This is a genomic window from Streptomyces sp. NPDC037100 (genome assembly GCF_055606225.1).
Map to the genome: position 1 here is coordinate 977,621 of NZ_JBVJSX010000002.1, position 12,346 is coordinate 989,966.

The 12,346-nt window shown below is 70.3% G+C and carries 15 protein-coding genes; 5 read left to right on the forward strand and 10 right to left on the reverse strand.

Translation table 11 applies throughout. The features are described from left to right. Positions 1-13 precede the first annotated feature (13 nt). The 4 genes from ACZ7EG_RS09675 to ACZ7EG_RS09690 all read right to left on the reverse strand — a co-directional run bounded on the left by ACZ7EG_RS09675 (position 14) and on the right by ACZ7EG_RS09690 (position 3,162). Entirely contained in the window at positions 14-664 is a 651-nt protein-coding gene (locus tag ACZ7EG_RS09675; protein ID WP_471074623.1) for a UdgX family uracil-DNA binding protein, read from the reverse strand. 69 nt (positions 665-733) lie between these two features. Next, entirely contained in the window at positions 734-1,897 is a 1,164-nt protein-coding gene (gene mqnE, locus ACZ7EG_RS09680; RefSeq protein ID WP_471074626.1) for an aminofutalosine synthase MqnE, read from the reverse strand. An 89-nt stretch (positions 1,898-1,986) separates the two neighbouring features. Beyond that, on the reverse strand, positions 1,987-2,442 hold the full coding sequence (locus tag ACZ7EG_RS09685; protein WP_033314055.1) for an Lrp/AsnC family transcriptional regulator: 456 nt from the start codon (positions 2,440-2,442) through the stop codon (positions 1,987-1,989). Between the two features lie 57 nt (positions 2,443-2,499). After that, positions 2,500-3,162: a UbiX family flavin prenyltransferase gene (locus ACZ7EG_RS09690; RefSeq protein ID WP_471074629.1), complete on the reverse strand. Its 663-nt coding sequence runs from the start codon at positions 3,160-3,162 to the stop codon at positions 2,500-2,502. Positions 3,163-3,277: 115 nt separating this feature from the next. On the opposite strand from ACZ7EG_RS09690, the gene ACZ7EG_RS09695 reads away from it, so the two are divergent. After that, positions 3,278-3,883, forward strand: a complete 606-nt coding sequence (locus ACZ7EG_RS09695; RefSeq protein ID WP_471074632.1) for a rhomboid family intramembrane serine protease — start codon at positions 3,278-3,280, stop codon at positions 3,881-3,883. Here ACZ7EG_RS09695 and mqnP read toward each other — a convergent pair. Both mqnP and ACZ7EG_RS09705 read right to left on the reverse strand, forming a co-directional pair. Then, positions 3,873-4,775, reverse strand: a complete 903-nt coding sequence (gene mqnP, locus ACZ7EG_RS09700; protein WP_471074635.1) for a menaquinone biosynthesis prenyltransferase MqnP — start codon at positions 4,773-4,775, stop codon at positions 3,873-3,875. The two genes, ACZ7EG_RS09695 and mqnP, sit on opposite strands and share 11 nt — an antisense overlap. Then, positions 4,772-6,223 (reverse strand): menaquinone biosynthesis decarboxylase, encoded by a 1,452-nt coding sequence (locus tag ACZ7EG_RS09705; protein WP_386635432.1) that lies wholly within the window; start codon positions 6,221-6,223, stop codon positions 4,772-4,774. Before ACZ7EG_RS09705 ends, mqnP begins: the two co-directional genes overlap by 4 nt. Positions 6,224-6,290: 67 nt before the next feature. On the opposite strand from ACZ7EG_RS09705, the gene ACZ7EG_RS09710 reads away from it, so the two are divergent. From ACZ7EG_RS09710 to ACZ7EG_RS09720, 3 genes are all read left to right on the forward strand, one after another. Beyond that, positions 6,291-6,584 (forward strand): PLD nuclease N-terminal domain-containing protein, encoded by a 294-nt coding sequence (locus ACZ7EG_RS09710; protein ID WP_471074638.1) that lies wholly within the window; start codon positions 6,291-6,293, stop codon positions 6,582-6,584. A gap of 120 nt (positions 6,585-6,704) precedes the next feature. Continuing rightward, entirely contained in the window at positions 6,705-7,310 is a 606-nt protein-coding gene (locus ACZ7EG_RS09715; RefSeq protein WP_471074641.1) for a DUF6232 family protein, read from the forward strand. Continuing rightward, entirely contained in the window at positions 7,307-7,651 is a 345-nt protein-coding gene (locus ACZ7EG_RS09720) for a hypothetical protein (protein ID WP_471074644.1), read from the forward strand. Before ACZ7EG_RS09715 ends, ACZ7EG_RS09720 begins: the two co-directional genes overlap by 4 nt. Here the strand turns inward: ACZ7EG_RS09720 and ACZ7EG_RS09725 are convergent, their stop codons facing one another. Continuing rightward, positions 7,652-7,765: a DUF397 domain-containing protein gene (locus ACZ7EG_RS09725; RefSeq protein ID WP_471074911.1), complete on the reverse strand. Its 114-nt coding sequence runs from the start codon at positions 7,763-7,765 to the stop codon at positions 7,652-7,654. Beyond that, positions 7,713-8,672, reverse strand: coding sequence for a helix-turn-helix domain-containing protein (locus tag ACZ7EG_RS09730; protein WP_471074647.1), 960 nt, complete (start codon positions 8,670-8,672; stop codon positions 7,713-7,715). Before ACZ7EG_RS09730 ends, ACZ7EG_RS09725 begins: the two co-directional genes overlap by 53 nt. A 105-nt stretch (positions 8,673-8,777) precedes the next feature. On the opposite strand from ACZ7EG_RS09730, the gene ACZ7EG_RS09735 reads away from it, so the two are divergent. Beyond that, a complete protein-coding gene (locus ACZ7EG_RS09735) occupies positions 8,778-9,383 on the forward strand; it encodes a DUF7848 domain-containing protein (protein ID WP_471074650.1) in 606 nt (201 codons plus the stop codon). Between the two features lie 18 nt (positions 9,384-9,401). Here ACZ7EG_RS09735 and ACZ7EG_RS09740 read toward each other — a convergent pair whose 3' ends face one another. Then, positions 9,402-9,809: a DUF6281 family protein gene (locus ACZ7EG_RS09740; protein WP_471074653.1), complete on the reverse strand. Its 408-nt coding sequence runs from the start codon at positions 9,807-9,809 to the stop codon at positions 9,402-9,404. 75 nt (positions 9,810-9,884) lie between these two features. Then, positions 9,885-12,332: an excinuclease ABC subunit UvrA gene (gene uvrA, locus ACZ7EG_RS09745; protein WP_471074656.1), complete on the reverse strand. Its 2,448-nt coding sequence runs from the start codon at positions 12,330-12,332 to the stop codon at positions 9,885-9,887. Positions 12,333-12,346: the final 14 nt, after the last annotated feature.

The window sequence follows — 12,346 nt, forward strand, 5'->3', positions numbered from 1 at the left end:
TGGATTGTAGCTATTACGACAGCGCGTCGGCCGCCACCTTCAGGTCCGACACCAGCCCCCGGTACGCCGCCTCCCGGTCGTCGGACCGCAGCACCGACGACGGATGCACGGTCGGCACCAGCCGCTCCGGCCGCCCGTGGATCTCCTCCTCCAGAACCGTCCCCCGCACCTGCGTGACCCGGAACGAGGACCCGAGCAGCGCCTTCCCCGCGGTTGCCCCCAGGACGACGATCAACTCGGGCTCCACGACGGCGAGCTCAGCGGCCAGCCAGGGCCCGCACGCGGTCATCTCGCGCAGGTTCGGCGCCTTGTGGATCCGCCGCTTCCGGGGCTCGGCCTGCGTGAACTTGAAGTGCTTCACGGCATTGGTGACGTAGGCCTCGGAGGGGTCGATGCCGGCCTCCCCCAGGGCCCGGTCCAGCAGCTTCCCGGCAGGCCCGACGAAGGGCTTCCCCTGCCGGTCCTCCTGATCCCCGGGCTGCTCCCCCACGAGCATGACCCGGGCGTCCTGGCTCCCGGCCCCGAACACGGTCCGGGTGGCGTCCCGGTGCAAGGGACACCCCCGGCAGCCGGCGGCGGCCTCCCGCAGAGCGGCAAGCCCGCCGCGACCAGGAACAAAAGGCTCAGCGGTGTAGGCGTCCTCGGACGCCTCGGTCCTGACCATGCCCCCCGGGTACCCCACCCGGGGGCGCGGGGAACTGCGCGAGCAACCCCCGCGCACCCGCACGCGCCATCACACCCGCATAGGCTGCGGCGACTCGCGAAGCAAGGGGTCGGGCCCCTCGTACTCCCGGATGATCTCGTACCGGGTGTTCCGCTCCACGGGCCGGAACCCGGCATCACGGATCAGATCCAGCAGATCCTCACGCGTCAGCTTGTTCGGCGTCCCGTAGTTGTCCGCGTCATGGGTGATCTTGTACTCGACGACCGACCCGTCCATGTCGTCCGCACCGTGCTGCAAGGCGAGCTGAGCCGTCTGCACGCCGTGCATCACCCAGAACACCTTCACGTGCGGCACGTTGTCGAACAGCAGCCGCGACACGGCGAAGGTCTTCAACGCCTCGGCCCCCGTCGCCATCTGCGTCCGCGCCTGAAGGCGATTGCGCACCTTGCCGTCCTGCAGGTCGACGAAGTCGTGCTGGTACCGCAGCGGGATGAAGACCTGGAAGCCGCCGGTCTCGTCCTGCAGCTCACGCAGCCGCAGCACGTGGTCGACGCGGTGACGGGGCTCCTCGATGTGCCCGTACAGCATCGTGCACGGGGTCTTCAGACCCTTCTCGTGCGCGAGCCGGTGGATCCGGGACCAGTCCTCCCAGTGGGTGCGGTGGTCCACGATGTGCTGCCGGACCTCCCAGTCGAAGATCTCGGCGCCGCCACCGGTGAGGGACTCGAGCCCGGCGTCGATGAGCTCGTCGAGGATCTCCGACGCGCTCATCCCCGAGATGGTCTCGAAGTGGTGGATCTCCGTGGCCGTGAACGCCTTCAGCGAGACGTCCGGCAGCGCGGCCTTCAGCTCCCGCAGCGACCGCGGGTAGTAGCGCCACGGCAGGTTCGGGTGCAGCCCGTTGACGATGTGCAGTTCGGTGAGGTTCTCCGACTCCATCGCCTTCGCGAGCTTGACGGCCTCCTCGATGCGCATCGTGTACGCGTCCTTCTCCCCCGGCTTGCGCTGGAAGGAGCAGTACGCGCAGGAGGCCGTGCACACGTTCGTCATGTTCAGGTGCCGGTTGACGTTGAAGTGCACGACGTCACCGTTCTTGCGGGTCCGCACCTCGTGCGCGAGGCCGCCGAGCCAGGCCAGGTCGTCCGACTCGTACAGCGCGATGCCGTCCTCACGGGTCAGGCGCTCACCCGCCCTGACCTTCTCCTCCAGCTCGCGCTTGAGCCCGAGATCCATGCCCACACCTTTCTACGACGACGTCCCAACCGTACGCCCCCATCTTTCGGGCGGGAGGCGCCCCCATACGGCCCTTCGGGCCTACCGCTCTACTCCTCTTCGGGCAGCTCCCCGACCCGGTTCTCCCACTTCGTGGAGAGCACGATCGTCGTACGCGTCCGGGAGACGCCCTCGATGCCGCTCAGCCGCCGGATCATCTTCTCCAGACCGTCGACGTCCGCCGCCCGCACCTTGAGCATGTACGAGTCGTCACCCGCGATGAACCAGCAGTCCTCGATCTCCGAGAGGTCCTTCAGCCGCTGCGCCACGTCCTCGTGGTCGGTGGCGTCGGAGAGTGAGATGCCGATCAGGGCGGTGACGCCGAGGCCGAGCGAGGCGGCGTCGACGGTGGCCCGGTAGCCCGTGATGACCCCGGCCGCCTCCAGCCGGTTGATGCGGTCGGTGACACTGGGTCCCGACAGTCCGACGAGGCGTCCCAGCTCCGCGTAGGAGGCCCGGCCGTTCTCCCTCAGGGCCTGGATGAGCTGCCTGTCCACCGCGTCCATTGCGATCGAAGCCTTCCGCTGAAGTTGTCGTTGAGTCCGATGAGGTTCGGGTGCTGCTCAGCCGTCGCGGTGCGCACCGCCGCCGAGTTCACCCTGCCAACGGCGGTAGAGCCGGTGCGGCACGCCCGCCGCGTCGAGTACGCGTCCGGCGACGAAGTCCACCAGGTCCTGGATGTGCGTCGCGCCCGCGTAGAAGGCGGGTGAGGCGGGCACGACCGTCGCGCCCGCGTCGTCGAGGGTGACCAGGTGCCGCAGGGTCTGGCCGTTCAGCGGGGTCTCCCGCACGGCCACGATCAGCTTGCGGCCCTCCTTGAGGGTCACGCTCGCGGCCCGTTGCAGCAGATCCTTCGACAGCCCGAGCGCGACCCCGGCCACGCTCGCCGTCGAGGCGGGCACGATGAGCATGCCCTTGGCGGGGTACGACCCCGAGGAGGGCCCGGCGGCCAGGTCGCCGGCGCTCCAGTGCCGTACGGCGCCGATGTCGACGGAGAAGGTGCCCGGCTTGCCGTCGGCACCCCGGGAGAGCCATTCCCGCAGGTCTGCCTGCCAGTGGGCGTCCCGGAAGGAGATCCCGGTCTCGTCCAGCAGGGTGAGCCGGGAGGCCCGGGACACCACGAGATCGACGCTTTCGCCGGCGTCCAGCAGCGCGCGCAGCACGGCGGCCGCGTACGGCGTGCCGGAGGCCCCTGAGACCCCCACGATCCAAGGCGTACGCGGCATCTCGCCTGGCTTGACTGGGTTCACAACCCCGAGCCTATCCGGCGTCGCAGAGTGGGAACCGGCCAAGGGGTGCGGGCCGTTGCACGGAGGGGACGAGCGAGCACTGGGGGCCGCCATGTCGGATCCGCAAGCGGGGTGGTCACAGGGCGATCGTGCGCTGGCCGCGGGCAAGCTGATGCTGGCCTGGGTGGCGCTGCTGTGGCTGCTGGAAGTGGTGGACGTGGCCACGGGCCACGCGCTGGACGGTTTCGGCGTCACCCCGCGCGACCCGTCCGAGCTGGTCGACGTCGTCCCCTCGTCCTTCATCCACTTCGGCTTCGCCCATCTGGCGGCGAACACCGTGCCGCTGCTGGTCCTCGGCTTCCTCGCCGCGCTCGCCGGCCTGCGCCGGTTCCTGCTCGTCTGCGCGCTGATCATCGTCGTGGACGGTCTGGGCGTCTGGCTCATAGCTCCGGCCCACACCAACACCGCGGGCGCCTCCGGCGTGATCTTCGGCCTCTTCGGCTTCCTCCTGGTCAGCGGCTTCGTCGAGCGCCGCCCCTGGGGCGTCCTGGCGGGCGTCCTGATCGCCGCGATCTGGGGCGGCTCGATCCTGGCGGGCCTGGCCCCGACCCAGACGGGCGTCAGCTGGCAGGGCCATCTGCTGGGCCTGCTGGCCGGGGTGGCCGCGGCGTTCGTGTTCCGCCGCGGCCGGGCGGCTCCGCCCGCGCTCACACGGTGAGGCCACGCACCAGCAGGTCCAGCAGCGCGCACACGAACAGGGCGATGCCGATGAAGCCGTTGACGCTGAAGAAGGCGCGGTTCACGCGGGACAGGTCGTGGGGGCGCACGATCGAGTGCTCGTACAGGAACGCTCCGGCGACGATCAGCAGGCCCAGCCAGAAGAAGGCGCCGGCGCCGGTGGCGAGGGCGTACCAGACGAAGAGGGCCGTCGTGAGCGCGTGGCAGACGCGTGCGCCCCAGATCGCCGTCGGGATGCCGAAGCGGGCCGGGACGGACATGACGCCGATCTCGCGGTCGGTCTTCACGTCCTGGCAGGCGTAGATCAGGTCGAAGCCGCCGATCCAGATGCCGACGGCGAGACCGAGGATCACCGCGTCCCAGGACCACTCCCCCGAGATCGCGAGCCAGCCGCCGACCGGGCCCATCGCCTGGGCGAGGCCGAGGATGGCCTGCGGGAAGTTCGTGAACCGCTTGCCGTACGGGTAGACCACCATCGGGATCACCGCTATGGGGGCCAGCGCCAGGCACAGGGGGTTCAGCAGGGCGGCGGAACCCAGGAAGACGGCCAGGGCGATCAGGGCACCCGTCCAGGCGTGCTTCACCGACATCGCGCCGGTCACCAGCTCGCGCTGCGCCGTGCGCGGGTTCCTCGCGTCGATCTCCCGGTCGATGATCCGGTTGACCGCCATCGCGAAGGTGCGCAGCCCCACCATGCAGACGGTGACCAGCAGCAGCCTGCCCCAGTGGATGTTCTTGTCCCACTGGAACATCGCCGTGAGCGCGGCGATGTAGGCGAAGGGCAGGGCGAAGACCGAGTGCTCGATCATCACCAGCCGCAGGAACGCCTTGGTGCGTCCAGGCTGGGGGATCGCGGCGGAAGCGGAGGTCACAGCCCGTACTCCTTCCAGCGGCGGTCGACCTTCGCCGCCGTCTCCGGGTCCGACTCGACCATGTCGGGCCAGCCGCCGTCGCGCGTGTAGCCCTCCTCGGGCCACTTCTTCGTCGCGTCGATACCGGCCTTGCCGCCCCAGAACTGCTGGTAGGAGGCGTGGTCCAGGTGGTCGACAGGGCCCTCGACGATGCTCAGGTCCCGGGCGTAGTCCGTGTTGCCCAGCGCCCGCCAGGCGACCTCGTGCAGATCGTGCACGTCGCAGTCGGAGTCGACGACCACGATGAGCTTGGTCAGCGACATCATGTGCGCGCCCCAGATCGCGTGCATGACCTTCTGCGCGTGCTTCGGGTACTTCTTGTCGATCGAGACGATCGCGCAGTTGTGGAAGCCGCCCGCCTCCGGCAGGTGGTAGTCCACGATGTCCGGCACGATGATCTTGAGCAGCGGCAGAAAGAAGCGTTCCGTCGCCCGGCCCAGGGGCCCGTCCTCCGTCGGGGGGCGTCCCACGACGATCGACTGGAGCAGGGGCCGCTTCCGCATCGTGATGCAGTCGATCTTCAGCGCGGGGAAGGGCTCCTGCGGAGTGTAGAAGCCGGTGTGGTCGCCGAAGGGCCCCTCGGGGAGCATCTCGCCCGGCTCCAGCCAGCCCTCGATGACGACCTCGGCCTGCGCCGGGACCTGGAGCGGCACGGTCTTGCAGTCGACCATCTCGATCCGCTTGCCCGCGAGGAACCCGGCGAACAGGTACTCGTCGATGTCGCCGGGCAGCGGCGCGGTCGAGGCGTACGTCACGGCGGGCGGGCATCCGAAAGCGATCGCGACGGGCAGCCGCTCACCGCGCCGCGCGGCCACCTGGTAGTGGTTCCGGCTGTCCTTGTGGATCTGCCAGTGCATGCCGATGGTGCGCTTGTCGTGCCGCTGGAGCCGGTACAGCCCGAGGTTGCGGACGCCGCTCTCCGGGTCCTTGGTGTGGGTCAGTCCCAGGTTGAAGAACGACCCGCCGTCCTTCGGCCAGGTGAACAGGGCCGGGAGCCGGTCCAGGTCGACGTCGTCGCCGGTCAGGACGACTTCCTGCACGGGTCCGTCCTTCACCTTCTTCGGCGGGACGTGGGTCATCGCGCCGAGCTTGCCGAAGGCCTCGCGGACGCCGACGAAGCCGTGCGGCAGCTCGGGCTTCAGCAGCCCGCCGATCCGCTCGGAGATCTCGGCGTACGACTTCAGGCCCAGGGCCTTCAGCAGCCGCCGGTCCGTGCCGAACACGTTCATCGCGAGGGGCATGCTCGACCCGCGCACGTTCTCGAAGAGCAGGGCGGGGCCGCCGGACTTCTGCACCCGGTCGACGATCTCCCCGACCTCCAGATACGGGTCTACCTCGGCCTTGATGCGCTTGAGGTCGCCCTCGCGCTCCAGCGCCCTGAGCAGGGAGCGAAGATCGTCGTAAGCCATGGGGTCCAGTATCCCCGAGCGGCTACGCTGGCCAGGAACCACCCACCGCTTTGCTGAGAGGCCGCGCATGCTCCGGGTACTGATGTTCCTCGTGCCGCTGGCGCTGAGCGTGTACGCGTTCATCGACTGCATCAGCACCAAGGACGACGACATCCGCCACATGCCCAAGCCGCTGTGGGCGATCCTGGTGCTGCTGTTCCCCCTCGTCGGGTCGATCTCCTGGCTGATCGCCGGCAAGAAGCGGGTGCCCGCGGCGGAGCGTCCGCGGCAGTGGGTCGCGCCCGACGACAACCCCGACTTCCTGAAGTCGCTCGACGAGGACAAGAAGAAGGACGACGACCCCAGGCGCGACGAGTCCTGAACCCGGCGGTTTTCCCACCGGCCCGTGAAACGACTTGCCCATCGGCACACGCATAGTCGTCAATGGTGTTCACGCAGTCACGACTGCCCCACCGCACACGCCGTCGTTCAGGGGGACCACATGGAGACACAGCAGCCACCGGGCCAGTACGACGTACCGCCCCCGCCCGCCACGCCGCCCCGGTCGGTCACCGACGTCGAACTGCGTGTGGGCAAAGGGCTGTTATGGGTCGGCGGAGCGGCCTACCCGCTGCGCAACATCGCCCGGGTGTACACGTTCACCCTCCACCCCAAGCGCAAGGAGGCGGTCATCCGCTTCCTCGCCCGCACCGGAATCATCCTGGCCGCGGCGGTCGGCCTGTCGATCATCGCCGGCCTGACCGTCCTCGCGGACGAGTCCACGGCCGGCGGGCTCCTCGTCTTCGTGTGGCTCGTCGCGGGCGCGGCGCTGATCTACTCCTTCGTCGACATGCTCTCCGTGCTCACGGCACAGTCGCACTACGTCCTCGCCGTCGAGACGGCCGGCCCGTCCACGGCGATGGTGACCAGCGGGAATCCGCAGCACCTGGACCAGCTCGTGGGCTACGTCGCCGGTGCCCTCGAGAATCCGGACACCGAGTTCCGGGTGACCGTGGAGCGGCTCACGATCAGCTCGCCCACGAACTACTACTTCGGCGACAACGTCAACATGTACGGCGGCAGCGGGAACACGGGGATCGCGGCATGAGCGGCAACAACTACTACTACGGCGACAACGTCAGCATGCACGGCGGCAGCGGCAACACGGGCATCGTGAAGAACGGGGCCACGGGCGACACGGACCCCGCCCTGCGGCTGGCCCTCGCCGAACTGATCCGCGAAGTCCGGGAGTTGCGCGACCGGCTGCCGCAGCCGAGCGCACAGCTCATCGACGAGTCCCTGCCGGTGCTGGCCGCGGACGCGGCGCCCGCGCAGGAGCGGCACCGTGCGCTGTTGGCTGTCGCCGCGATCGCCGCGGCCGTCGGTGCCGTGGGCCAGCCGGTCGCGGAGGCCGCCAACCGGATCCTGCAGATGGTGAGCGGGCAGTAGTCAGCGTACGGAGCGCACGAACGCGGACCAGGCGGACCGGGTGACGACCAGAACCGGTCCGTCAGGGTTCTTGCTGTCGCGGACGGGGACGGTTTCGGGGTAACCGGGGGCTATTTCGATGCAGTTGCCGCCGTTGGCGTCGCTGTAAGTGCTCTTGATCCACGTGGCCGCGCTGAGTTCGGGCTCGGTCATGATGCTCGTACCTCTCCATCACGTCGCTGATCAGAGCGGCGGACTCGGGGGCTGACAGAGCGTCCGCCCTGAGCACATCATAGGTGTGACTATGGCGCGCGAAGAGGGCCGGATCGTCGTTGAAATGACCGCGATCAAGCGATTCCGAGTAGACCCATTCGTGCCCGTCGGGCAGCTTGATCAGCGACATGGACCCACTGGGACGGAACAGGCCGAGGCGTTCGGCGGGGGCGACCTGGATCCGGATGTTGGGCCGTCGTCCGGCATCGAGCAGGTGCGCGCACTGGTCCCGCATCACAGCCGGGCTACCGATCATGTTGCGCAGGCAGCTCTCGTCCAGGACAACGATGTACAGCGGGCCGCCTTCCGCCAGGAAGCGCTGCTGGCGACTGAGTCGCGCCCGCACTCGCTCCTCCAATTCCTCACCGTTGACGAGCAGAGAGAAAAGCGACTGCGCGTAGTCCGCGGTCTGCAACAAACCGGGGATCACCCGCTCCTGGTACTCCCGAAGGGTGACGGCCACCTCGTCCATCTCCGCCCGCCGGCGGAACCAGTCCGGATGCTCCACCTGCGGATACCAGTCGATCCGGCCCCACAGCCGAAGCAACACCCCACCCGTGCCCAACAGTTCGTCACAGGTCTTGGCGAAGGTGTCCTGCGGAACCCTCGTACCGGCCTCCACCCGCGCCACATGCGAACGGTCGCACGGGATCTGCCGCGCCAGCGCCTCCTGCGTGAGCAGCGCCGCCTCGCGGAAATGCCGGAGCACCTCCCCGAACACGGCGGCCGTGCTCGCCCCCGACTCCGCTCCGCCGTTCCGTCGGCTCACGGCTCCCCCCTCCGTGACAGTGCACCGGTGTCACACGCCAAGCATTGATCCGGACTGTGCCCGTGCGCAACGCTCGGTACACCCAGAGTGACGGAGGTGCACGGAATGGAACCGGGAACGCTCGTCTACGACCCGCAGACGCGCAAGGTCGGCGAGTACCAGGACAGAACCGGCCCGTATGTGATGCTGCGCCCGGTCGGCGGCGGCCGGGAATGGCAGGCCGACCCCGCGAAGATCCGCGCGGCGACCCTGGACGAGCGGCTCAGCGCGGGCGTGCGCGCGCTCAACGACCGTTCCAGGGAAGGCCTGTCGGCCGATCCGACCCGGCCGCCCTCCCCGGTGCCCGGGTGCGCGAGCTGTGAGGAGCTGGCGCTGCGGCGGGACAGGGCGCGGGCGGCGTTCGACGGCAGCGCGGTGACGGACGCGAACGTGCTGCTGCGCCAGCATCAACGGGCGGAGCACGGTGGGGAGTCGACCGGCCGCAGGATCTTCCGGTACGTGCCGTACACGATCGTGCAGGACGCGTCGGCGCAGCCCGAGTACGAGGCGCGGTGCGTCTCGGGCGAGGAGGCGGACTGCGGGGCCGGTTCCGGGCTGTGCTCGGCACCGGCCGAGGTCGAGGAGTGGCAGCGCAGGCACACCCAGGAGACCCTGCACCTGCGCTACCGCCGCTGCTTCGCCGACTACGCGGTGCTGGAGCGGCAGGGCTGACGCCTCGGCCGGTGCCCGTCAGGAACGGTCGATGACCTTCCTCAGCTCCGGCGGGAGTTCCTTGACGGAATCGGCGACGACGAGACGGTACTCACCGGGGTCCTCGGCCACCGCGACGGCGACGGCCGGGTCCACCCCCCGCACGGCGAACGCGGTCATCAGGGCCGGGCCCTCTCCGTCGTCGCCGTCGCCGGGGGTGTCGTCGCACGCCGGGCGGGTGGCGGCGCCGAGCGACTTGCCCACGGGGGCGTCGGTCTCCGCCCTGCCCAGGTAGGTGCGGCCGCCGTACTCGACGACGTAAGCGCAGGACGGCGCGGGCCGCGCGTCGTCGGTGTCGTCGTCCGGCGACGACACCGACGTGCAGCCCACGGCCAGCGAGGCGAGGGCCGCCGCCAGGAGAGCCGCCAGGAGAAGTGACGCCTTCATCGGTGGGCCTCCTTCGGGAGCCTGGGCTCCGGTGCGATGGATACGCAACGAAGACGTCCGGGAGTCGGGATCGGTTCAGTTCCCGGGCACCCCCTGCGCCACCAGCCGCCCCCCGCCCACCCCGCCTTCCGGGCCCAGGTCGATCAGCCAGTCGGAGGCGCGGACGACGTCGAGGTTGTGCTCGATGGTGACGACCGAATGGCCGGCGTCGACGAGGCGCTGGAGCACGCCGAGGAGGCGGGCGGTGTCGGCGGAGTGCAGGCCCGTCGTCGGCTCGTCCAGCAGGTACAGGGCGCGGCCCGTCGTCCGCCGGCCCAGTTCCTTCGCGAGTTTCAGGCGCTGTGCCTCGCCGCCGGAGAGCGTGGTGGCGGGCTGGCCGAGGGGGAGGTATCCGAGGCCCACGTCGGCCATGCGCCGCAACCGGGTGGCCACCGCCGGGACGCCCTCGAACACCGTCAGTGCCTCGTCCACCGTCGCCTGGAGCACCTCGGCGATGTCGTGGCCCTCGTGCCGGACCGACAGCACCTCCGGCCGGAAGCGGCGGCCCTTGCAGGCCGGGCAGCACACCTCCACCGCCGGGAGGAAGTGCATGTGGACGGTGAGGACACCCGCGCCCTCGCAGCGTTCGCAGCGTCCGCCGGGCACGTTGAAGGAGAAGTGGCCGGCGGTCAGGCGGCCCTGGCTGCGCGTCGCGAAGACCTCCCTGATCGGGGTGAAGACGTCCGAGTACGTCGCCGCGTTGGAACGGGGCACGCGGCCGACCGGCTCCTGGTCGATGAGGACGGCCTTGGACAGGTGCTCCCAGCCGTCGACGCCGTCGTGCTCGGCGGGCAGCTCGCCGGCCCCGTCGAAGTGCCGCCGGGCCGCCCGCCCGAGGATGTCCAGCAGCAGTGTCGACTTGCCCGAGCCGGACGGGCCGGTGACCGTCACCAGTCGCCCCAGCGGGATCCGTACGGTGACGTCCTTGAGGTTGTGGGCCCGGGCTCCCCTGATCAGCAGCGCCGTATCGCCGTCGCCTCGGCCGCGTGAACGGGGTGCCGGGAGCCGTCCCGAGAGGTACGCGCCGGTCACCGACCCCGCCGTCCCCGCCACCTCCTGCGGGGTGCCCGCCGCCACGATCCGCCCGCCGTCCCGTCCCGCCCCCGGGCCGACGTCCACCACGTGGTCCGCCGCCCGCAGCACCTCCAGGTCGTGCTCGACGACGAGGACGGTGTTGCCCAGATCGCGCAGGCGGCGCAGGACGCCGATCAGGCGGGCGGTGTCCGAGGGATGCAGGCCGATGGTCGGCTCGTCCAGCACGTACAGGACGCCGGTCAGGCCGGAGCCGAGCAGGGCGGCCAGCCGCAGCCGCTGGGTCTCGCCGGCGGAGAGGCTGGGTGTGGCCTGGTCCAGGGTGAGGTAGCCGACCCCGACGTCCAGCAAGCGCCGGACCCGCTCCTCCAAGTCGGCGACGACCGGCTCCACGAGCAGCCACTCGTCCCCGTCCGACCGCTCGCGCAGGCCGCTCAGCCAGGTGCCGAGGTCCTTCAGCGGGAGCCGGGCGGCCTCGACGATGCCGAGGCCGTGCACGGTCACCGCCCGTGCCTGGGCGCCCAGCCGGGTCCCGTCGCAGTCGGTGCAGGGCTGCTTCACCAGGCCCTGCCGCTCGGCCCGTTCGCGGTACTCGGGGTCGTCGGCGCGCTCGCTGTAGCGGCGCAGCAGGGCCGTCGCCACCCCTTCGAAACGGCCGGCCGCGACGGTCGCCGGTGGGGCGGTGCCGGGGAAGTGCCTGCGGAACTCGGGGCTTTCGACGCCGTACAGCAGCAGGTCCCGTTGCCTGTCGTCCAGTTCGCCGACCGGTGTGTCCGCCTCGAAGGTGAAGCCGTAGTGGCCGGCGGCGGCCCGCAGCACGGGAAGGCTCCAGTCGGTGAACTTGGCGTTCCAGCCCTTCACCGCCCCTTGCGCGACCGGCTGCGCGTCGTCGAGCAGGCGCCGTGTGTCGGGCCGGATCACCTCGCCCAGGCCGGTGCAGGACGGGCAGGCTCCGGCGGGCTTGTTGAAGGAGAAGGAGCCCATGACCGGTTCGGACACGGGCGTGCCGCAGTGCGGGCAGGGCCGCTGCTCCGCCTCGGCGTCCTCGTCGGCCTCGGCGCCGTCGGTGTGGGACGGCGGGATGTCCTCGCCGCAGCCGGGGCAAGGGCGGATGCCGATGCGGGACCACAGCAGGCGCAGGTAGGTGAAGACCTCGGTGACCGTGCCGACCGTGGAGCGGGGGCTGCGGTTGGTGTGGTGCTGGTCGACGCTGATGGACGGGGACAGGCCGGTGATCGAGTCGACGGCGGGCTTGCCGACGAAGCCGGTGACCATGCCCAGCGACTCCAGGTACTGCCGCTGGCCCTCCTGGTGGAGGGTGTCGAAGGCGAGGGTGGACTTGCCGGAGCCGGAGAGGCCGGTCAGGACGACCAGCTTGTTCTTCGGCAGGGAGAGGGAGACGTTCCTGAGGTTGTGGAGGCGTGCGCCGGTGACGCGGATGCAGTCGTCCATTCCTTCAAGTCTTC